Genomic DNA, 21,643 nt, shown 5'->3' with positions numbered 1-21,643 from the left:
ACGAGGAGGCCATGGCACGCGATGAGCCAAAATTGACGCGACGATGATGCCTCGGCCGTCCAAATCCGGGGCGAGGCAACGCAAAATCGGGCAACTCGGACGAAACACTCAGCGACACGCCGACTAGTCAGCCCATGAATTGGCGTGCTCCACAAGAGCATTCATCTGCTATAGACGAAACCCGCAGTGGCGCAACGGTGCAACCCACCGCGGGTGGCGTGGTCGAGACGTTCGGAGCCTACGGTCGGCTCAGCGCGCTCGCATTCGCGTTCTCGCTCAGCAGCATCGCCTCGGACTGACCGCTGAGCATGCCTTCCAGCACGTTCTTGCCGATGGCGGCCTCGGTGGGCAGCGCGATCGGGTATTCGCCGTCGAAGCAGGCGCAGCACAGCCGGGTGCGCGGCTGTTCGGTGGCGGCGATCATCCCTTCCAGTGAGATATAGCCGAGGGTGTCGGCGCCGATCGAGCGGCGCACACCATCCACCATTTCATCGAAGCTGCCCTCGGCGCCCGCACCGTTGGCGATCAGCTCGGCGCGGGAGGCGAAATCGATGCCGTAGAAGCAGGGCCACTTGACCGGCGGCGAGGCGATCCGCACGTGGATCTCCAGCGCGCCCGCCTCGCGCAGCATCCGGATGAGCGCACGCTGGGTGTTGCCGCGCACGATGGAATCGTCCACCACGATGAGCCGTTTGCCGCGGATCACCTCGCGCAGCGGATTGAGCTTGAGCCGGATGCCGAGCTGGCGAATGGTCTGGCTCGGCTGAATGAAGGTGCGCCCTACATAGGCGTTCTTCATCAGGCCCTGACCGTAGGGCACGCCGGAGCCCTGCGCGTAGCCGACGGCGGCGGGTGTTCCGGACTCCGGCACCGGGATGACCAGGTCCGCCTCCACCGGATGCTCCTTGGCGAGGCGGCGGCCGATCTCCACCCGGGTGGCGTGCACCGAGCGGCCGGAGATGGTGGAGTCGGGGCGGGCCAGGTACACGTATTCGAAGACGCAGCCCTTCGGCTCCGGACTGGCGAAGCGCATCGAACGCACGCCATCGGTATCGATCGCCAGCAGTTCGCCCGGCTCGATCTCCCGGACGAAGGCGGCGCCGACGATATCCAGCGCGGCGGTCTCGCTGGCAACAACCCAGCCACGGTCCAGGCGGCCGAGGCACAGCGGGCGCACACCGTGCGGGTCGCGCGCCGCGTACAGCGTGTGCTCGTCCATGAAGGTGAGACAGAAGGCGCCGCGCAGCGTCGGCAGCAGCGACATGGCGGCCTGCTCGATGCTGGAATCGGCGGCGGCGTGCGCGAGCAGCGCGGTGATCACATCGGAGTCGGAGGTGCCCGCGACCGTGCCCGGCCTGCTGCCAACCCCGCCGATGAGCCCGAGTTCCCTTGCCCGAGTGGCCAATTCGGCGGTGTTCACCAAATTGCCGTTGTGCCCGAGTGCAAGTCCCGAGCCGACGGCGGTGGTGCGGAAGATCGGCTGGGCATTCTCCCAGGTGACGCCGCCGGTGGTGGAGTAGCGGCAGTGACCGATCGCGATGTGGCCGGGCATCGCGGCCAGGGTCTGCTCGTCGAAGACCTGGCTGACCAGCCCGAGATCCTTGAACACCAGCACCTGCGATCCGTCGGCGACGGCGATGCCCGCCGCCTCCTGACCGCGATGCTGCAGCGCGTAGAGGCCGTAATAGGTGAGCTTGGCGACGTCCTCGCCAGGAGCCCAGACGCCGAAGACACCGCACTCCTCGCGCGGCTCGTTCTCGTCGGGGATGGCCGCGTTCGATGCGGCGGATGCGGCGTGGACCGGTAGTTCGGCGTTGGTCACCGTTTGCTCCCTGTTCGGGCGGGCTGGGGGCAAAAGTCATTCTACGGGTGCCCGCTGTGGAGAGAGCAGCGCCACCACCCAGCGTGACGACCACCACCGCATCCGAGCAGCAATCGCCGGTGCCGACTGTCGCGATTCCGCCCGTAACAGCTGTTACCGTGCGACCGTGACGACTTCGGACGGTTCCGAGCCCACTCCCGACACCGCTGCGCCGCCGGTCCGGTTGGATCGCAGGCGCTGGATCAAGATAGTGCTGCTCCCGCTGGCGGTGCTGATGGTGCTGACCTCGCTGCTCGGGGTGATGTACCTGGACTACGTCATCGACCCCGAGAAGAACCTGCACGACTTCCCGGTCGCGCTGGTCAATCAGGATGTCGGCGATGTGATCGGATCCGGCGACCATCGGCAGGAGGTGAACTTCGGCAGCCAGATCAGCGAGAAGCTGCAGGAGGGCGTGCCGAAGGACAAGGTGCAGTTGCGCGTGCTCGGCCCGAACGAGGCGACGCAACAACTGCAGGCCGGCAAGGTGTACGGCGCGATCGTCATCCCGAGCGATTTCAGCAAGCGGCTCGGCATTCTCGGCGTCGGCAGCGTGGTGCCCGGTGATATCCAACAGCCGATCATCACCGTGCAGACCAATCCGCGCACCGGCGCATTCGGCACCCAGATCATGTTGCGCATCGCCAATCAGGCGTTGACCCAGGTGAACGAGCAGGTCGGCAAGCAGCTCACCGATCAGGTCGTCCAACAGCTGACCCCGCCGCCGGGTGGTCCGCCCGCACCGCAGTTGTCCGGCGCGACCAGGGTCGCACTCAGTGATCCGGTGAAAGTCGTTGTGCAGCAATTCCATCCGCTGCCCGACGGCACCGGTCAGGGACTCAGCGCCTTCTTCTACGCGCTGCTGCTGCTACTGGCCTCGGTGGTCGGCGCGATGGTCATCCACACCATGATCGATGCGCAACTCGGTTTCGTGCCAACGGAATACGGGCCGTGGTACGTGCACTACCCGCCGACGCCGATTTCCCGGCTGCGCACCCTGCTGATCAAGTGGGGCGTCTTCGCACTCACCGCGAACGTGGTGTCCGGCATCTTCATGCTGATCGCGTATCTGCTGGACATGCCGATCGATAACCCACTCGCGCTATTCCTATTCAGCGCGATCGCGATGATCGCGGTGGGGTTCACCTGTCTGTCGACGCTGGCCGCGATCGGTTCGGCGGGCCTGCTGGTGAACCTGATCGTATTCATCATCCTCGGCCTGCCCTCCTCCGGCGGAACGGTTCCGATCGAGGCCACCCCCAAGTACTTCGGCTGGCTGGCCGGCTTCGAGCCGATGCATCAGGTGTTCCTCGGGGTGCGATCGATCCTCTACTTCAACGCCGATTTCTCCGCGGGCCTGCAGCGCGGGGTGTGGATGTCGCTCATCGGCTTGGCGATCGCGCTCGTCCTCGGCCTCGTCGTCACCAGGTACTACGACCGAAAGGGCCTGGAGCGCAGCAACCGCGTCACCGCTGCGTACTAGGACACGCGAGCGACCGGCAGCCAGTGCGCCACCTCGGCCGCCCGGGTGCCGGAGGCGGTGACCGCTCCCGACTCCACCGCCGCGTCGAAGCCGAGCAGGCCGGTCGCCAGCAGTAGCCAGGTGCGCGGGTCGGTCTCGACGACGTTCGGTGGCGTGCCTCGGGTGTGGCGCGGGCCCTCGATGCACTGCACCGCGACGAACGGCGGCACCCGCACCTCGACGGAGTGGCCGGGGGCCGATGCGGCGAGGGCGCGGACGGTGGTCCGGACGGCGGCGGCGAGTTCGGTGCGCGCGGGCGGCGCGGCAGATTCGTCGCACAGCCATGCGCTCACCACCGCGACCGCCGCCCGCATTTCCGCCGGATCCACCATCGATCGTCGTGCCACGCCGCCGAGGGTACTGCGTGGCGCCGACAGCCGAATGCCAGCGGTTGGCGGGCGGTGCGGTGCGCCGCGACTCGCACCGCACCGCCCGGTCGGGGCGGCCTATTGGCCGACGGCTCGGCCGCCCGCTTCATCAGGTTCACCCAACCGCATGGCGTACACCCGGTCCAGGAAGTCGCGATGCGCGCGCAGCGTGGCGTCGAGCAGTTCCCGCCAGGTGCGCCGATCGATCCGGTTGTCACTGGCCAGCGAGGACAGCGAGGCCGGGCCCAGCTTGTCGATGTGGTCGACGATGAAAGTCAGTCTGCGGCGCGGGAATTGCTCACCGATGCGCGGATTGTCGTTGAGGAAGCGGTCCAGCGAGTACAGATAGTTGATCGCGCGGTTGTACTCCTCGTCGGTGAGGTGATAGTCCATCCGCTTGATCTCCACGATCCACAACTCGCCGGCATCGTGCAGCAGTACGAAATCGGGTTCGCGCTTCTCGCTGCCGATCGCGGTGGTGACCAGCCTCGTGCCGAATTTCTGTGCGTACCAACGCTCGAAGCTGGCCCGCACCCGCTTCAGCGATTCGTTCATCCCCAGCGGCGTCCACTCCGGCGCGAGCAGCCACGGCGCCCGCTCGATCAATTCCTGGAACGGTCTTTCCAGCGAGCGGCGATCATCGATCAAGTCCTGCAAGCGATTCACCACCGCGACCCGCTCCGAGGCGATCTGGCCGAGCGAGTACACCTCGGCCACCCTGGCCGTTTCGAACAGCGCGACAACGACATCCAACTGGTTGTCGTTGTCCTCGGCCACCTCCTTCAGTGTTTCCAGCAGGCTGCGCTGCGGCCCGAGCGAAAGCGCGAGGCGGACAATGCTGTCGATATGCGCGGGATCCTCCAGCGCCGCTCTGTCCTTGTTGTTCACCAGGATTCGGGCGGCATCCATCACCGATTTGCGGAAGTTCCGGTCGTTGGGTGCCAACGCCTGCAGCAGGGTCTGAATCGAGGACTTGTCCAGGAATTCCTCCCACACCCGCCGCTTCACCGAATTCTCGCCCCGCTTGCCGAGTTCCCGGACCAGATTCCGGCCCCAGGCCGAAAGCGCTTCGCCCCGTTCGGAATTCCACATGATGTCCTGGCGATCGGAGCGGACCAGATCCTCTTCGTCGTCGAGCCAGTTCACGTGGATGGCGCCGACGAGGTAGGAACGCAACTTGAATTCACCGGTGAAACCGGACGCGATACCGAAATCCCTGGTCTGCGCGACCAGTTTGCCGCGGGCGTATATCCGCACCCCGGCCATCGCCTCGTCCTTGTACGGATGTTTGGAGTAGGCCGCCCAGCCGGATACCGGCAGGTATTGATTGCCAACGCGCACAGGCATTTTCGACACATCGATCCGGGTTTCCTCCATCAGGTCGATGGGCAGATCGCTGAGCAGGAACATCTGCGGCCGCCCGACCGAGAGGCTGTTGCGTACGCACACCTGCCAATCGGTGCGTTCCAAACCGAACCGCGCGGCCAGCTGCCTGCTCAACTCGGGTCCGGTGTTCACCCGCTTGCGGAAGAAATCGCGCAGTATGACGGTGGTTCCGCGTTCGGCGCTGAAGGTCCCGTCCTTGGCGCCCGGGCGCGGGTGGTAGTCGCGCTCGGTATCGGACAGCATGTCGTCCAGGCTCATGATGATGTTGGCGATCGGCCAACCGTCGGGTGTGCGTTCCGCGTCGACGCCGCCCGCGGTGATCACCTCGATGGTGCGGCAGATGCCGAATGCGGCCAGCTTGCCGATTCCCTTGCGGCCCATGACCGGACGGTCCAATTTGCGGGACAGATCGGTGCCGGTGCGCACCCGGCGATCGGATCCGACCATCAGATAGTGCGCATTGACCTCGGCGGCGGTCATACCGTGCCCGTTGTCCTGCACCACGATCTCGTAGGGACCTCGGTCCGCGTCGTGCACGGTGCCCGCGAGCGTCACGCCCCACGGCAGCGCGACATCGACGCGGGTGGCGTCGGCGTCGTAGGAGTTGGCGATGAGTTCGGCCAGTACCGCGGAAACCCGGTCGTAGAGCCGGATTCCGAGTTTGTCGATGGTCAACCGGCTGATGCGCATGGTGTACTTCGGCGCGCCGTTCTGATCTTGCATGGTCGGGCCCCCAATTGCCCGATGGGTGATAACTGTCCTGCTGCCGGTTATCCGGCAAACCCCATGGTCACCCGCCCGGTTGGCCGTGATCTGAACAGCCGACGACCGGTTCATAACGGAGAGTATGGTTCCGCTTGCGCGTAGCCCGGATTTCGGCAACCGCTTGGTAACGGCCACGCCGGCTCTCCCCCGGCGCGCACCGATCTACCAGGCCCGGCGATGATGGCAGCTATGACTTCCTGGACCGAGCGTGCACGACAACTGGCCGATGAGGTTTTGGCGCCGCATGCCGCCGAGGTCGACCGCACCGGCGAGATCCCGCGGGAAAACTTCGATCGGCTGGCCGAGGCCGGCCTCTACGGCATCTCCATGCGCGAGGACGTCGGTCTCGACGCGTTCACCGATGTCGGTGAGGTGCTGATCGCGGGCTGCCTGGCCACCTCGTTCGTCTGGGCCCAGCATCTCGGTGTCGCACGGCGCATCGCGAACTCACCGAATGTGGAACTGCGCGAACGACTTACCGAGGACATCCGGTCCGGGCGGGTTCGCTCGGGTGTCAGCTACGCGGGCGCCGCGGAGCGGCCGTCACTGCTCGCCCGGCGGCGCGGCACCGGCTATACGCTGGAGGGCACGGCGCCGTTCATCACCGGCTGGGGCATGGTCGACGTGATCGGCGTCGTCGCACGGGATGCCGAGGATCCCGAATCGTTGATCAGCCTCATCGTGCCCGCCGAGGCCGGGCCGCGGTTGCGCGTCGAGCCGCTCCCGCTCACCGCGGTCGACGCGAGCCGGACCGTCACCGCCGCCTTCGACGGTCTCACGGTTCCGGATTCCGCTGTGGACAGCAGATTTTCGCTGCGGTCGTTCCATGCCTCGTATATCGTCGCCGCCTGGCGCAACGGCTCGCTCGCGCTCGGTTTGGTCCGCAGGGCACTGACCGCACTCCCCGCACTCGGCGTCGACACCGCCGCACTCACCGACGAATCCGCCGCCATCCGAAAGGATTTGGACGCCGCGCTCACCGGCCAGGCCGATATATACGCCGCACGAGCCGCCGCCTCCGAGCTCGCGGTCCGCGCGGCCAACACATTGGTGACGGCCACCGGCAGTGCCGCGCTGATTCGCGGCAGCCTGGCCGAACGCACCTCTCGTGAAGCCACTTTCACACTGGTCTTCGGTTCGCGGCCGGAGATCAAGTCCGCGCTGCTGGAACGATTCGCGGGCACGGACGGCAAGGAACGCTGAGTTCTCCTGTCGGCCTGACCGATTCGCTGGGTCGAGGCAGCGTGGCCGAGCGCACGATTCGAGATGCCTCATTCGCCCTCGAGCCCGGCTCGCTGAGCCGGTCCTGAAGATCCGTTGAGCCACGGGCACGACCGAGGGCCGGGCGATTGCCCGGCCCTCGTATCGACCAACTATGTTGTGTCACTGCTTTTTCGGTGTCGCACGCATGCCGATGTAGACGCATTCGGTGCCATCGGTGAGAGTGGCGAACACGACCGGCATATACCCTTCGCTGAACGAGGGCCCTGCGCCCGACGCGGCGAATACGTTTTCGCTCACCGGCTCCAGATCCATACTCAGCGCGGGTGACAGGTCGGCCATCCCGTCGACGAATTCGTAAAGCAGGTGCGCGGAGCCGTCTTCGCGCTTGCTCACGGTGACGACAACGCCCGCGCGCTGGTAGACGCCGACGAAACGGTCGATATCGACGCGGATCGGCGGGTTCGCGGGTGCGAACGGCTCCGGCATGCGCACACCGGCCAAGTCGGCCAACAGCTCTCGGAACAGGTCCGCGTAAAGCTCTCGTGCGCCACCGCCATTGGTGAGCAGCGCGACCGCGACACCGGCCGCTGGGATCACGCGTAGGTAGGCGTACTGGCCGATCGCCGCGCCGTCATGGCCGATGCCCTTGATGCCGTCCCAGTTGTAGAGGGTCCAGCCGAGACCCCAGCCATCGGCGCTGACGGTCCACTTGTCCGGTACGTCCACCTCCTGGCGCTGCATTGCCGCAACGGTTTCCGCGGACAGTACGGATGTCCCATCGGCGGCCCGGCCGCCGTCCACGTGCATGCGGGCGAAGCGCACCATATCGCCCGCGCTGCTGATCACCCGAGCACCCGGCGCGACCGAACGCGGCATCAGATCCCATTCCGGCGCCGGTTCCGGGTACTGCCCCGGCTCGCCGAGGTGGCTCATCGCGACCCGGAACTTCAGCGCCTGCTCCGGCAACGTCACCAGGTGGTCGAGACCCAAAGGGACGGCGATCATTTCGTGGACGGCCTGGTCCCAGGTCAGACCGGTGAGCACCTCGATGATCCGGCCGAGCACCACGAATCCGGTACTGGCGTAGGAGATCGCGGTGCCGGGGCGGCAGTCCAGCGCGACCTCACGCAGCGCCGCAACGTATTTCGCGATGCAGTCGTCACCGCGCCCGGTGTCGTGATTGAAGTCGTTCGTGAGACCGCCGGTGTGGCTGAGCAATTGACGGATGGTGATCACCGCGGTGTCGGCCGGATCGGGCGTGCCGAACTCCGGCAGCACGTCGACAACCTTCGCGTCCAGATCCAACTTGCCCTGATCGACCAGCATCATGATCATCGTCGCGGTGTAGGTCTTGGCGACCGAGCCGCAGAGGAATACCGAATCGGTGGTCACTTCGGCACCCGTGCCGCGGTGCAACACGCCGCTCGCGAGCTCGAAGACCTCACCATCGACCAGCACGGCCAGCTGTGCGCCTGGCACGTGGTACTTGTCCCGCAGGGTGTCCAACCGGCGCTGCCAGTCGGCGACCCGGAACCGGCGGCCCGCCGAGTCGGCGGTACCCCACTCGCCCTGAACTTTCCACTCGCCCTTGGTGTTCCAGCTGGCGGTGCTGCGCTTCGACATTGTCTTGCTCCTAGCTCTTCACGTCTGCCGCGTACAATGTTTTCGTGTTGCGAACACTGTACGCATACGGGAACGCTGTTTGCAACAACTGGTTGTAGACCTAGCTATTTGCGCACTTCAGACCGGTAGAGAGCCCAATGACGGATGCCACCCGCGTACTTCAGCTTCTTTGCGCAGGCGATAGCCAGCGCGGGACGCCAATTGCCGTTGCGCGAACCGAAGAGCGCGCACCCAGATCTTCAGACCCGGGCAACCTGCGGCGCGACGGCCCCGCCCACGTTGATCGCCAGATGCAGCAGCGCCGGAGCCAGCGCGCTGCCGGTCCGGCGGCGCAGCCAGCCGAGCACCAGGCCGCCGACCGTGGTCACCGCAACCGCTACCGGAACGCTGTCCCCGGCGGCACGAGCCGGGTGAATATGCCAGAGGCCGAAAACCACAGACCCGAGGACCGACCCAACTGGCTCGCCAAAGCTGTTGTCCAGCAATGGATCCAGCGTCGCCCGGAAAACGATCTCCTCGCTGTATACCGTCCCGACCGGAATGTGCACGCCGACCCATTCGGCGACCGAGACCTCCGGCGCCCGGTCACCGAAACCGCGCAGCCGTTTCCGCATCGACGGAACGGCAAGCGCGACAGCGTAACCGGCGGCAACTGCCGAAGCAGCGCCGAATCCGTATCGGAACCCCTTGGCCGACAACCAGTTCGGTCGCCCATCGAAGACCAGCGAATATCCGGTGGCGAATCCGGCATTGGCCACCGTGCGCCCGCGTATCCCGAGCCCGAGCCGGGGCAGTACCGCATTACTCCAGATCAGCGGAAGACCAACGGCCGCAACGACTTTCACTTGGTCTTCCGCTCGTTGTCCTCGGCGGCCTCCAGTTCGGCGCGCACCCGGTCGGCGAGGTCGGCGGTCCAGCCCGGCGGTTCGGCGACGGCGACCCAGCCGTCGAGGACCAGGCTGCCGTATCGGTGCCCGTGCCCGTCTGTGACGCCCTGCGCATTGGTGAGATCGGCCGCCACCTGCCAGAAGGTGACGAACGGCCACCAGCGCATCTGCGAGGTGACATCGGAGCCGCGCGGTTCGGACAGCCAATCCGGTTGGGAGAAAATCAAATCCGTCGACCACCAGACGATCGGGTCGGACGCGTGCTGTAGGTAGGCGATGCGCGGCTCTCGCCATTCGGTCGACGGCCGAGCCAAATCGGCGCTGTCCGAGGCGAATCGGACCACCAGCCCGTCCGCGTACACCGGCTCTACCTCGCGCGATCCCGGGTCGCGCCGCGTGACGAACTGACGCCACAGCCGGTTCGAATTCGGCGGCCCGACCCACAGCGCACCGTCCACCTTGGCGCGCAGGTCGGCCAGACCGTCGAAGGCCGCCTCGGAGCCCTGCGAACCCAGGCTCTCGCCGTATACGAACAGCTTCGGCCGCGCATCGGGCGGCCGCGCCGACCAATGCTCGTACACCGCGTCGAACAGCTTCTTCCCTGCGTCGGTGGCCTTTCCGCGGTCCGCCAGGAACGAGAGCACGCTCGGCAGGTACGAGTACTGGGTGGCCACCAGGGCGGTGTCGCCGCCGTACATGTACTCGATCGCCCCTGCGGCAAGGGAATTCACCCATCCGGTGCCGGTGGTGGTGATGACCACCAGCACCTTCCGGTCGAACGCGTGCATCCGCTCGAGTTCGTCGACCGCCAGTTGTTCCCGCGTCACACCGTTTTTCGCCGACTCGAGGCCGACGTAGGCGCGGATCGGCTCCTTGGCGGCGCGTCCGGTGATGGCGGTGATCCGGCTGGCGGTCGGCCCGTGCGAGACGAACCAGCGCCCCTCGAAACCGAGCGTCTCCCATTTCGCCAGCGATTCCGGGCTGCCGGAACGCTGCGGTTGCTGCGGCTGCACCGCGTTCTGTGAGGTGTGGTCGTTGCGCACGCTGAACGCCGAATTGGCCACCGCGAAGAAGGCGCGCACCGCGACACCGTTGTAGATGGTGACGATCAGGATCACCAGCAGCAGAAAGCCGGCGAACGTCGCGAGCTCGCGCGGTATGCGCACCCAGCGCATCAGCCAGCGGGCCAGGAAAAGGATGATCTCGCGCAACGTCCGGTACACCGCGATGACGGCCATGCCGACCGCCACGCTCAGCAGTCCGGTGCGCAGATACGCCGGTGTCGTGGTGCCGGTCATCCCCATCAGCGCGGTGATCTCCCGCTGCCAGCGCGCCGACTGCACCAGCATCGCGGCTGCGGTGAGCGCGGAAAGGAACAGGATCGCCGATTTGATCGCGTCGCGGATCCGGACGGACGGCCCGGCCCACTTGATCCGCGGCCGGACCCACAGCCGGAACAACCATTCCAGCACGCAGCCGAGCCCGTATCCGAGCGCGGCGTTGATACCGCTGATCAACCCCTGGAACAGCCAATCGCGCGGCACCAGCGACGGCGTCACCGAGAGCGCGAAGAATACGGTCGCGACGACCAACCCGACGTAGTTGAGGTCGATGATCCGCTCGATGCGCCGGATGACCACGACGCTGCGATTGCGCAGCCTCGTCAGGGTCGCGGCGGTCTCGGACACCGCAACAGTATGGCTGTCCGGTACCGGCATCGGGCGCGTTGCCCGGTCCGCCACGCGGTAGCCCGGTCGGAGATCACACTTGCGCGGCGGGCGAGGCCGAAGCCCCGCCCCGCCTCAGCCGGCGAACTTCCCGAAGAGCTTGGGCAATGTGCCTTCGAAGGCCTCGCGCAGCTCCGCCATGGTGACCGAGAACTGCCCTTGCACCTCAACGGAATCCGAGCCCTGATCGACGACACCGATACGCACCCAAGGCAATTCGCGCGCATCGCACATGCGGGTGAACCTGGTCTCCTCCGAGCGCGGCACCGCGACGAGCACCCGGCCCGCCGATTCGGAGAACAGCGTCACGAACGGGTCGGCGCCCTCGGGAAGCAGGATGCGGCAACCGGTTTCGCCCGCCAGCGCGGCCTCGACGACGGCCTGCGCGAGGCCGCCCTCCGAAAGGTCGTGCGCCGCACTGATCATGCCGTCGCGCGAACCGGCGGTGAGCACCTCGGCGAGCAGCTGTTCACGGGCGAAATCGACCTTCGGCGGCAGGCCGCCGAGGTGGTCGTGCGCCACCTGCGACCAGATGGAACCGCCGAATTCGTCCCGGGTCTCGCCGAGCAGGATCAGCGTCTCGCCCGGTTCGAGGCCGAGGCCGGTGGGGATGCGGCGGTGCACGTCGTCGATGACGCCGAGCACGCCGACCACCGGTGTCGGCAGGATGGCGTCCTGTCCGGTCTGGTTGTAGAAGCTGACGTTGCCGCCGGTAACCGGAATACCAAGGGCCACACAGCCATCCGCGAGACCGCGTACGGCCTGCTGGAACTGCCACATCACGCCGGGATCCTCGGGGGAACCGAAGTTGAGGCAGTTGGTGACGGCCTTCGGCGTCGCGCCGGTGGTCGCGACATTGCGGAACGCCTCGGCCAGCGCGAGCTGTGCACCGGTGTAGGGGTCGAGTTTGGTGTAGCGGCCGGACGCATCGGTGGCCAGCGCGATACCGCGGCCGGACGACTCATCGATCCGGACGACACCCGCGTCGGCGTGCTCGGCGAGCACGGTGTTGCCGCGCACGTAGCGGTCGTACTGTTCGATGATCCACCTGCGGCTGCACAGCTGCGGGCTGGACACCATCCGCAGCAACGTTTCCCGCAGCTCCTCGCCGGTCTTCGGACGGCTCAGCTTGTCGGGTGTGTCGGCGATCAGCGCGTCCTGCTCATCGGGGCGCCGCACCGGGCGCTGATAGACCGGGCCCTCGTGCGCGACGGTGCGCGGCGGCACGTCGACGACGGTCTCACCGTGCCAGGTGACGACGAGCCGGTCGCCGTCAGTGACCTCGCCGATCACCGTGGCCAGCACATCCCATTTGCGGCACACCGCCATGAACGCGTCGACATTGTCCGGGGTGACCACGGCGCACATGCGCTCCTGCGATTCGCTGGAGAGAATTTCGGCCGGGGTCATATTCTTGGCCCGCAGCGGCACCTTGGTCAGGTCGATATGCATGCCGCCATCGCCCGCGGCCGCGAGTTCGGAAGTGGCGCAAGACAATCCGGCACCGCCGAGGTCCTGGATGCCGACCACCAGCCGGGCCGCGTACAGCTCGAGACAGCACTCGATGAGCACCTTCTCCGCGAACGGGTCGCCGACCTGCACGCTCGGCAGCTTCTTGCGACCGGTGCCCGACTCGTCACCGGAGAAGGTGTCCGAGGCCAGCACCGAGACGCCGCCGATGCCGTCGAGGCCGGTGCGCGCGCCGAACAGAATGATCTTGTTGCCCTTACCGGACGCGAAGGCCAGGTGCAGATCCTCGACCCGCATCACACCGGCACACAGCGCGTTCACCAGCGGATTGCCCTGGTACGAGGCGTCGAATACGGTCTCGCCGCCGACATTCGGCAGGCCGAGCGAATTGCCGTAGCCGCCGACACCGCGCACGACGCCGTCGACGACGCGCCGGGTGTCGGGCGCATCCGCCGCACCGAACCGCAGCTGATCCATCACCGCGATCGGCCGGGCGCCCATCGCCATGATGTCGCGCACGATGCCGCCGACGCCGGTGGCCGCGCCCTGATACGGCTCGACATAGGACGGGTGATTGTGGCTCTCCACCTTGAAGGTGACCGCCCACCCGTCGCCGATATCGACGACGCCCGCGTTCTCGCCGATGCCGGCCAGCATGGATGCGCGCATCTCATCGGTGGTGGTTTCGCCGAAGTAGCGCAGATGCACCTTCGAGGACTTGTAGGAGCAGTGTTCGCTCCACATCACCGAGTACATGGCCAGCTCGGCGTCCGTAGGCCTGCGCCCGAGGATCTCCCTGATGCGGGCGTACTCGTCGTCCTTGAGCCCCAATTCCTTGTAGGGCTGCGGTACATCGGGGGTTGCTGCGGCTGCGCTGACGGTGTCGACCTGCGGAGTCACGGAGTACCAGGGTCCTTTCGGCCGGGCATGGGGTCGGCAAGGGTGGGGCAAGCCCCTGGGTGGCAGCCGACGAAGTCGCGGCGAGATGCCTGGCGCTCAGTCTAGAGGCAGCGTTTACCGCCCCCGCAGGTGAGGGCCTTAGCAGGCGTCCGGTCCGACGTCTACCACCCTCGACGAAGTGGCGTGTTGGGCACGCGGGTATGCGGAACCACCGGTTCGCGCGCACCCGATACCCTGTGGCGGTGAACGATGGATCGGGGGTCGCGCATCCGGGCGAGCAGTCTGTCGCTATGGACGAGTCGCGGCCGGATATCGCGAATTCCGAACCGGTGGACGAGGCCGAATCCGCCTCCGGGCCACCCTCTTCCGCGCGCTGGCTGATCGCCGCCATCGCCCTGTTCGCGGTGTCAGCGGCGGTCTCACTGCTCGTGCACTGGTGGTCCGGCTATATCGACCTGCAGGTCTATCGCAACGGTGCCCGCGTCTGGTTGAACGACGGCGAGCTATACGGTCCGATGCCCCCGGTCGCCGGAATCGGGTTGCCGTTCACCTATCCGCCGCTGGCCGCGCTGTTCTTCGCACCGCTTTCGCTGATGCCGCTCGCGCTCGCCGAGGTGCTGGTGCTGGCCACCTCGCTGTTCAGCCTCGGCATCACGCTCTGGCTGGTGCTCGCCCGCATCCGTCCCGGCCTGTCCCGGATGACGATGCTGACCCTGGTCATCGCGATCATCGCGGTGACCCAGGTGTTCGAACCGCTGCGCCAGACCTTCGGCTTCGGCCAGATCAACCTGGTGCTGATGGCCGCGATCACGCTGGATTGCCTTGTCCGCAAACCATTTTGGCCGCGCGGCATGCTGATCGGCATCGCCGTTTCGGTCAAGCTGATCCCGGCCGGATACCTGCTGTACTTCCTACTGCGCCGGGATTGGAAGGCGGCCGTCACGCTCGTGATCTCGGCCGCCGTCGCGGTCGGCGTCGGATTCGCGCTGTTCCCGAGCGATTCGGTGGAGTACTGGTTCCACACGCTCGCCGATACCGGGCGCATCGGCCCGCCGTTCTTCGCGGGCAACCAGTCGATCAAGGGGTTGGTCTTCCGGCTCGGGATTTCCAACTCACTGGCCACGGTGATCTGGATCGCGGTTTCGGCGGTGGCCGTCGCGCTGGCCGCGGTGTGGATGCACCGGCTCATCGAGGCCGGTGCCACGGTGGCCGCGCTGCTGGTGAATGCCGCTGCGGTGCTGCTGGTTTCGCCGGTGTCCTGGTCGCATCACTGGGTGTGGGTGGCGCCCGCGCTGGTCGTCGCCGCAGATGCCATCGCGAAGGGCAGGCGCACTCGCGGATTCGTCGCTGCCGTCGCCGGATTCGGCCTGCTGTTCCTGATCGGCCCGCAGTGGCTGCTGCCGCACAGCAACGACCGCGAATTGGGTTGGGCCTGGTGGCAGCAGGTGATCGGCAGCAGCTACGTGATCGCGACCCTGGCGGTGTTCGTATTCGCGGCCACCACGTACCGCCCGGTCACCGCGGGCGTCAGGAAGGCGGCCAGCGCCGCGGCGTAGGAGGTGATGTCGGCGGCGCCCATCAGCTCCCTGGCCGAATGCATGGCCAGCTGGGCGGCGCCGACATCCACGGTGGTCATGCCGGTGCGGGCGGCGGTCATCGGTCCGATGGTCGAGCCGCATGGCAGATCCGCGCGGTGCACGTAACGCTGCAACGGCACATCGGCCTGCGCACAGGCCAGCGCGAAGGCGCCCGCACCCGCGGCGTCCGTCGCGTAGCGCAGGTTCTGGTTGACCTTCAGCACCGGGCCGCCGTTCACCTCGATGCGGTGCGCCGGCTCGTGCCGGTCCGGGTAGTTGGGGTGCGTCGCATGCGCCATATCGCCCGAGGCGCAAACGGATCCGGCGATCGCCGCCAGATATTCCGCGCGGCCGCCGCCGCGGGCCAGCACGATCCGCTCCAGCACCGACGGCAGGAATTCGGACTGCGCGCCCCGGTCCGACTGGCTGCCGACCTCCTCGTGATCGAAGATCGCCAGCACCGGGATCGCCGCGCCCGGTTCGGCGATCGCGGCGAGGAAGGCGCGCATACCCGCGTAACAGGTGGCCTGGTTGTCCAGCCGGGGTGCGCTGACCAGATCGCGGTCGCGCCCGACGAGGCGGCTCGGCGAAAGGTCGTGTGCCATCAGCTCCCAGCCGAGCACCGACTCCGGATCGACATTGGCGTGTTCGGCGACGAAGTCGAGGAATGAGCGCGGTTCGGCGCCGATGCCCCAGACGGCGTTCAGATGCCGCTGCGGATCGAGCGCGACCCCACGCCGGTCGTCGGACAGGTGGATGGCCAGCTGCGGCACCCGCAGGATCGGCTCATCGATGCGAACCAGCCGCTCGCTCACCGCATTTCCGTCGCGCACGCTGAGCCGGCCGGACAGGCCGAGATCGCGGTCGAGCCAGGAGTTGAGCCATGCGCCGCCGTACGGCTCCAACCCGACCAGCTGCCAGCCCGCGGTGGACAGATCCGGATGCTGTTTGACGCGCAGGTTCGGGCTGTCGCTGTGCGCGCCGACGATCCGGAACGGGGCGGCGCCCAGCGAATCCGGAGCGGCCCAGGCGATCAGCGAGCCGCCGCGGATGACGTAATGCCGTCCCGCGCCGTCCGACTGATGCTGCCGATTGGCCGCACCCCACGGGTACTGTCGCGCCACATCGGCCAGCGGCCACGGCGACGACTCCGGCAGCCGGGTGAATCCGTGGCCCTCCAACTCCCGCGCCACCGTGCGGCAGACGTGGAACGGGGACGGCGCGGAATCGACGAAGTCGCACAGTCCGACTGCGGTGGCTGCGGTGGTGGATACGGGCATATCCGAATCCTAGGCACCAAACCCGGTCAAAACCGGACAGGACCGAACAGTTTGTTTTGGCCGGTCGCTTGCTCGAGCCGCCTTCGACCGCCGATCACGACCCCGACGGCGAGCACACCCCTCCCGCCTCGCAATAGATCATGGCTATTGCCGAATATTCGGGCGACACAACGAGTTCCGCACCCGAGGGCAGCGTTTCACCCCGTGCGACATTTGTCCGATCCGGGCGATGACCCGCATGATCGACAATCGCTATCTCCGGGCACAACGCAACCGTTTTGTGACTTTTCGATCGCGGCGATAGCGCCGATCTATTTCAATCGGAAAGGTAACCGACGCAGTCACTTTCCACTCGGCCGTCGCCGGAGAAAAACGGACCAAAGGGAATTCGTCCGATGACCCGTCAATCGACGGCGGAAACCAGATCGAGCAAACGCATCAGCTCGGTGTAGCGGCGCGCACCGATTCGCGAACGCAGCTCGTGCTCGGCCCGCGCCTCCTCGGCGCGCACCGCGGCGACCAGATCGACGCCGAGTTTGCTCAGCCCGATCAGGATCCGGCGGCGGTCGTCCTCTGCGGCGATACGGAAGATGAGCCCGCGTTCGGCCAGGAAATCGGCGTGGCGGGTGGCCGAGGACGGCGCCAGCTGCGACCGAGCGGCCAGCTCGCTCATGGTGATACCGGACTCGGCGGACAAATTGGATAGCATCGACCACTGATCCGCCGTGAGTTGCCTAGCGCACAGCGCCGCATCCAAGTGACGCAGCCAACCGCGTTCGGCGGCTCGCAGCGCACCATGCAGCGTCGAATATCCGCTTACAATGGTCGTCATTATTTCCCGCCTACCCTGAAATTCGCTCGAACGTAGAGAAGAGTACCGAATGTCCGCGTTCGGCGAGAGCCCCGACGGCACGATCGAGATCCTCAACATAGTTCCGTTACAAGGACCGGGGGGAATCGTGGCGGCATCGTGTGACGCGGCGATTTCACTGGCGGTCGACGAAATCAACCGCGGCGACGGAATTCTGGGCCGGGAAATTCGTACCACCAATATCGATGGCGGCCGCAGACCCCAGGAAGTGGCCGACGAGGTGGCGGCGCTACTGGCCACCGGAATGGTGCACGCGATCACCGGCTGGCACACCTCCGCGGTGCGGCTCGCGGTATCCCAGGCCAATGCGAGCCGCGTGCCATACCTGTACGCCACCGGCCACGAGGGACTCACCGACGAACTGCCCGGTGTCCTGATGCTCGGCGAACATCCCGAGGTGCAGACGTTGCCCGCGATCCACTGGTTGGAACGCGAACTCGGCATCCGGAGCTGGGCGATCATCGGCAACGACTACATCTGGCCGCATGTCTCCGCCCGAGCCATCCGCCGCAGCCTCGGCGACCGGTCGGCAATCGTGCTGGAACGGTTCGTCCCGCTCGGCGCGCCGGACTTCGGCGACTTCCTCGGGCATCCGGCGCTGGATCTGGCCGACGGGGTGGTGATCCTCATGGTCGGTGCGGATGTCGCGCGGTTCAACCGGCAGTTCGCGGCCACCGGCCGGGCCGATAAACAGATCAGGATCAGTCCGGCGGCGGATGAGAATGTGCTGCTGGCAGGCGGTGTCGCGGCCAACCACAACTTCTACGTGGCATCCAGCTTCTTCATCGACGAGAAGACCGCCGACGGGCGGGACCGATTGGATCGCTACCGCAGACTGCACGGATCGTTCGCGCCCGCGCTGACCAGCTTCAGCAATATGAGCTACGAGGCGGTGCACACGCTGAAGGCGATCGCGGAAACCGTCGGATCGCTGGAGGTGCCCGAGATGCACCGGGCGCTCGACAGGGGTGTGCGACTCGAAACACCCAGCGGCAGTAGGAGTTTCCTGGGGAATCAGGCGGTGCAGCCGGGATATATCGCGCTGGCCAACGGATTCGAATTCGACATCATCGCGCAGATCACCTGACGCCCCGGCGAAATCCGGGGCGCCCCAGGGGTTTTCAGGCCGAGATGAGGGTGTCGACCACCGAGAAGAACATGCCGAGGCCGTCGTCGCTCGGGCCGGTGAGCGGCTCGGTGGCGTGCTCCGGATGCGGCATCAGGCCGACGATGCGCCCGTCGGCCGAGGCGATGCCCGCGATATCGCGCTGCGAGCCGTTCGGGTTCTCGCCCGCGTAGCGGAACACCACGCGGCCCTCACCCTCCAGCTCGTCGAGCACCTGCGGCGAGGCCTGGTAGCGGCCCTCGGCGTTCTTGATCGGGATCAGGATCTGCGCGCCGGATTCGTAGCGCGAGGTCCACGCGGTCGCGGTGGACTCGACCCGCAGCCACTCGTCGCGGCAGATGAAATGCAGGCCCTCGTTGCGGGTCAGCGCGCCGGGCAGCAGTCCGGCCTCGCACAGCACCTGAAAACCGTTGCAGATACCCAGGATCGGCATGCCCTGCCCCGCGGCGCGGACCACCTCACCCATCACCGGGGCGAACCGGGCGATGGCGCCGGCCCGCAGATAGTCGCCGTAGGAGAATCCGCCGGGCACGATCACCGCATCGACCTGCTTCAGGTCGGCGTCGGCGTGCCACAGGCTCACCGCTTCGGCGCCCGCGAGCCGCACCGCCCGCGCCGCGTCGACATCGTCGAGCGTGCCGGGAAAAGTGATGACACCGATGCGGGCTGTCACGGCAGGCGCACCACCTTCCAGTCCTCGATCACGGTGTTGCACAGCAGCGCCTCGGCGATCTGCTCGAGCTCCTGGTCCCCGACGCTGTCGTCCACCTCGAGCTCGAAACGCTTGCCCTGCCGCACATCCGCGACCCCGGCGAATCCCATGCGCGGGAGCGCACCGACAATGGCCTGTCCCTGCGGATCCAGGATTTCGGCCTTCGGCATCACCTCGACCACGACTCGTGCCACGCGTTGCTCCTTAGCTGGTGGGGATTACCGCAGCAGCCTAGTTGTCCTGGTTGTCCGGGCCGCTGCCGGGGTGGGCTGCATACCATGTCCGCATGCGCATAGCCCATTTCGGTCACTCCTGCGTCCTCGTCGAGCTGCAAGGTAAGAAGGTGCTCTTCGATCCGGGCACCTTCTCGCACGGCTTCGAGGGCATCACCGGACTCGATGCCATCGCCGTCACCCACCAGCATCCGGACCACATCGACCCGAACCGGATCGAGGCGCTCATCGCCGCCAACCCGGACGCGCAACTGTTCAGCGACCCACAGACCGCGCAGCTGCGCGGCGAGCCGTGGCGGGCGGTGCACGCCGGCAACGTGATCCGGCTCGGCGAACTCCAGATCACCGGTGGCGGCGGCAGGCACGCGGTGATCCACCCCGACCTCCCGGTGATCGATAACACGGTCTTCCAACTGGGCACCGCGGACAGCCCGGCGGAATTCGTGCACCCCGGCGACTCGCTGTGGGTGCCACCCGTGCCGGTCGGGGTGCTCGCGCTGCCCGCCGCGGCCCCGTGGATGCGGATCAGCGAGGCCGTCGACTACTTCCGCGCGGTCCGGCCGGCCACCGCCCTGCCCATCCACTTCGGCATCATCGAACCGTCGGCGCAGGGCATCTACTTCGGGCGGTTGGCCGAAATGGGGCCCGCCGAAAGCGAATTCAGGGTGATCGAGCCGGAGGACCACATAGAGACATAACGGTATCGCGGAGCGATTCGTTGAGGGGCGGCGGTCGGGTGACGGGTGGGCCTAGGCCTTGACGTAGCTGGACAGGAACAGCGCCTCGGCCAACGCCATACGTTCGATCTCGCTCGGGTCGACACTTTCGTTCGGCGCGTGGATCAGGCATTTGGGTTCCTCGACGCCCATCAGCATGATCTCCGCGTCCGGATAGGTTTCGGCGAAGACATTGCAGAGCGGGATCGAACCGCCCTGTCCCTGAGTGGTCGGCGGCTTCCCGTACGCGGCCGCCAGCGCCGCCTCCATGGCCGTGCGCGCCGGGCCGCCCTTACCGGACGAGAACGCCCCGCCGAGCCCCTCGGTCTCGATGGTGAGCTTGGCGTGCCACGGAGTATGCGCCTCGAGATGTGCGACGAGCAGTTTGTGCGCCTGCTCCGGATCGATGCCCGGCGGGATCCGCAGGTTCAGCCGGGCCCGGGCCGAGGCCTGGACCGCCGCGGTGGAGCCGACGACCTTCGGCGCATCGATCCCGAGCACCGTCAAAGCCGGGCGGGCCCAAAGCATGTCGGAGACCGTCCCGTCGCCGATGATGTCGACGTCGCCGAGAATGCCCGCATCCGCACGGAATTGGTCCGCCGGGTACTGCACGCCGGACCACTTCTGATCGTTCGGCAGTCCGGTGACGGTGGTGTTGCCGTGTTCGTCGCGCAGCGAGGCGAGCAGCTGGATCAGCGCGGCGAGCGCGTCGGGCGCCGCACCGCCGTACATGCCCGAATGCATCGGTCCGGCAAGGGTTTCCACGCCGACCACGACATTCACACTGCCGCGCAGAGTCTGTGTGAGGGTCGGCAGTCCGGCGGCGAAGTTACCGCAGTCGCCGATCACGATCGCATCGGCGCGCAGCGGCTCCGGATCGGCCTGCACGAACCGCTCCAGGCCGCCGGTGCCCTGCTCCTCGGAACCCTCCGCGACCAGGGTGACCCCGATGGGCAGGTCGGGGCCGAGCGCGCGCAGCGCGGTGAGGTGCATGACGATATTGCCCTTGCAGTCGGCCGCACCGCGCCCGTACCAGCGGCCGTTCTGTTCGGTCAGCGTCCAGACCGGTGTGCGCCAAGCGGATTCGTCGAGCGGCGGCTGAACGTCATAGTGGCAGTAGAGCAGTACGGTCGGCGCGCCGGGCGGCGCGGGACGGCTGGCGATCACCGCCTTACTGCCGTCGGCGGTTTCGTGCAGGCCGACCTTCGTCAGCCCGGCCGCCGCGAACGCGTCGGCCACCCACTGCGCGGCCCGCTCGCACTCGGCCGGCGGGAACTGTCGCGGATCGTGTACCGATTTGAACGAAACCAATTGCGCCAGATCTGTTTTCGCCTGCACCATGAGCGCGGCGACGCGGCTGCGCAGCTCAGCGGTGCGGGCATCATCGGACGTCAT

General features: G+C 67.0%; 17 protein-coding genes. 5 read left to right on the top strand and 12 right to left on the bottom strand.

Features of this window, described 5'->3' with window-relative positions; translation table 11 throughout:
• Positions 1-238 precede the first annotated feature (238 nt).
• On the bottom strand, positions 239-1,822 hold the full coding sequence (purF, locus tag LGY53_RS17750) for an amidophosphoribosyltransferase (RefSeq protein ID WP_225727776.1): 1,584 nt from the start codon (positions 1,820-1,822) through the stop codon (positions 239-241).
• A 274-nt stretch (positions 1,823-2,096) separates the two neighbouring features.
• On the opposite strand from purF, the gene LGY53_RS17745 reads away from it, so the two are divergent.
• Entirely contained in the window at positions 2,097-3,344 is a 1,248-nt protein-coding gene (locus LGY53_RS17745; protein ID WP_225727977.1) for a YhgE/Pip domain-containing protein, read from the top strand.
• Here the strand turns inward: LGY53_RS17745 and LGY53_RS17740 are convergent.
• On the bottom strand, positions 3,341-3,730 hold the full coding sequence (locus LGY53_RS17740) for a sterol carrier family protein (RefSeq protein ID WP_374111194.1): 390 nt from the start codon (positions 3,728-3,730) through the stop codon (positions 3,341-3,343). The two genes, LGY53_RS17745 and LGY53_RS17740, sit on opposite strands and share 4 nt — an antisense overlap.
• 99 nt (positions 3,731-3,829) lie before the next feature.
• Positions 3,830-5,860, bottom strand: a complete 2,031-nt coding sequence (locus LGY53_RS17735) for an ATP-binding protein (protein ID WP_225727775.1) — start codon at positions 5,858-5,860, stop codon at positions 3,830-3,832.
• A 231-nt stretch (positions 5,861-6,091) separates the two neighbouring features.
• Between LGY53_RS17735 and LGY53_RS17730 the strand changes: the two genes are divergently transcribed.
• Positions 6,092-7,105 (top strand): acyl-CoA dehydrogenase family protein, encoded by a 1,014-nt coding sequence (locus tag LGY53_RS17730; RefSeq protein WP_225727774.1) that lies wholly within the window; start codon positions 6,092-6,094, stop codon positions 7,103-7,105.
• 180 nt (positions 7,106-7,285) lie between these two features.
• Here the strand turns inward: LGY53_RS17730 and LGY53_RS17725 are convergent, their stop codons facing one another.
• The 4 genes from LGY53_RS17725 to purL all read right to left on the bottom strand — a co-directional run bounded on the left by LGY53_RS17725 (position 7,286) and on the right by purL (position 13,733).
• A complete protein-coding gene (locus LGY53_RS17725) occupies positions 7,286-8,749 on the bottom strand; it encodes a serine hydrolase (RefSeq protein ID WP_225727773.1) in 1,464 nt (487 codons plus the stop codon).
• A 239-nt stretch (positions 8,750-8,988) separates the two neighbouring features.
• Entirely contained in the window at positions 8,989-9,594 is a 606-nt protein-coding gene (locus LGY53_RS17720; protein WP_225727772.1) for a CPBP family intramembrane glutamic endopeptidase, read from the bottom strand.
• Positions 9,591-11,354 carry an alpha/beta-hydrolase family protein gene (locus LGY53_RS17715; protein WP_225727771.1) on the bottom strand — a complete coding sequence of 588 codons (1,764 nt, stop codon included), beginning with the start codon at positions 11,352-11,354 and terminating at the stop codon, positions 9,591-9,593. The genes LGY53_RS17720 and LGY53_RS17715 overlap by 4 nt, the downstream gene beginning before the upstream one ends.
• A gap of 84 nt (positions 11,355-11,438) precedes the next feature.
• The gene (gene purL / locus LGY53_RS17710) at positions 11,439-13,733 is read right to left on the bottom strand and encodes a phosphoribosylformylglycinamidine synthase subunit PurL (RefSeq protein ID WP_225727770.1); all 2,295 of its coding nucleotides are present in this window, start codon (positions 13,731-13,733) and stop codon (positions 11,439-11,441) included.
• A 242-nt stretch (positions 13,734-13,975) separates the two neighbouring features.
• Between purL and LGY53_RS17705 the strand changes: the two genes are divergently transcribed.
• A complete protein-coding gene (locus tag LGY53_RS17705; RefSeq protein ID WP_225727769.1) occupies positions 13,976-15,289 on the top strand; it encodes a glycosyltransferase 87 family protein in 1,314 nt (437 codons plus the stop codon).
• Here the strand turns inward: LGY53_RS17705 and LGY53_RS17700 are convergent.
• Together LGY53_RS17700 and LGY53_RS17695 are read right to left on the bottom strand one after the other, a co-directional pair.
• Complete coding sequence (locus LGY53_RS17700; RefSeq protein WP_225727768.1) at positions 15,193-16,590, bottom strand: M18 family aminopeptidase; 1,398 nt, start codon at positions 16,588-16,590, stop codon at positions 15,193-15,195. The genes LGY53_RS17705 and LGY53_RS17700 overlap by 97 nt on opposite strands.
• 403 nt (positions 16,591-16,993) lie before the next feature.
• Positions 16,994-17,422: a MarR family winged helix-turn-helix transcriptional regulator gene (locus tag LGY53_RS17695; RefSeq protein WP_167471770.1), complete on the bottom strand. Its 429-nt coding sequence runs from the start codon at positions 17,420-17,422 to the stop codon at positions 16,994-16,996.
• Between the two features lie 49 nt (positions 17,423-17,471).
• Here LGY53_RS17695 and LGY53_RS17690 point away from each other — a divergent pair, with 49 nt between their 5' ends.
• On the top strand, positions 17,472-18,548 hold the full coding sequence (locus LGY53_RS17690; protein WP_225727767.1) for a substrate-binding domain-containing protein: 1,077 nt from the start codon (positions 17,472-17,474) through the stop codon (positions 18,546-18,548).
• Between the two features lie 34 nt (positions 18,549-18,582).
• Here LGY53_RS17690 and purQ read toward each other — a convergent pair whose 3' ends face one another.
• Both purQ and purS read right to left on the bottom strand, forming a co-directional pair.
• Positions 18,583-19,260: a phosphoribosylformylglycinamidine synthase subunit PurQ gene (gene purQ / locus LGY53_RS17685; RefSeq protein ID WP_225727766.1), complete on the bottom strand. Its 678-nt coding sequence runs from the start codon at positions 19,258-19,260 to the stop codon at positions 18,583-18,585.
• Positions 19,257-19,493 (bottom strand): phosphoribosylformylglycinamidine synthase subunit PurS, encoded by a 237-nt coding sequence (gene purS / locus LGY53_RS17680; RefSeq protein WP_225727765.1) that lies wholly within the window; start codon positions 19,491-19,493, stop codon positions 19,257-19,259. The genes purQ and purS overlap by 4 nt, the downstream gene beginning before the upstream one ends.
• Before the next feature lie 92 nt (positions 19,494-19,585).
• Here purS and LGY53_RS17675 point away from each other — a divergent pair, with 92 nt between their 5' ends.
• On the top strand, positions 19,586-20,230 hold the full coding sequence (locus LGY53_RS17675; protein ID WP_225727764.1) for an MBL fold metallo-hydrolase: 645 nt from the start codon (positions 19,586-19,588) through the stop codon (positions 20,228-20,230).
• Positions 20,231-20,281: 51 nt separating this feature from the next.
• Here LGY53_RS17675 and LGY53_RS17670 read toward each other — a convergent pair whose 3' ends face one another.
• On the bottom strand, positions 20,282-21,643 hold the full coding sequence (locus LGY53_RS17670; RefSeq protein ID WP_225727763.1) for a dipeptidase: 1,362 nt from the start codon (positions 21,641-21,643) through the stop codon (positions 20,282-20,284).

It is taken from the genome of Nocardia sp. JCM 34519.1 (genome assembly GCF_020361265.1).
Classification (GTDB): domain Bacteria; phylum Actinomycetota; class Actinomycetes; order Mycobacteriales; family Mycobacteriaceae; genus Nocardia; species Nocardia arthritidis_A.
This window is presented reverse-complemented; position numbering and strand designations above follow the sequence as displayed.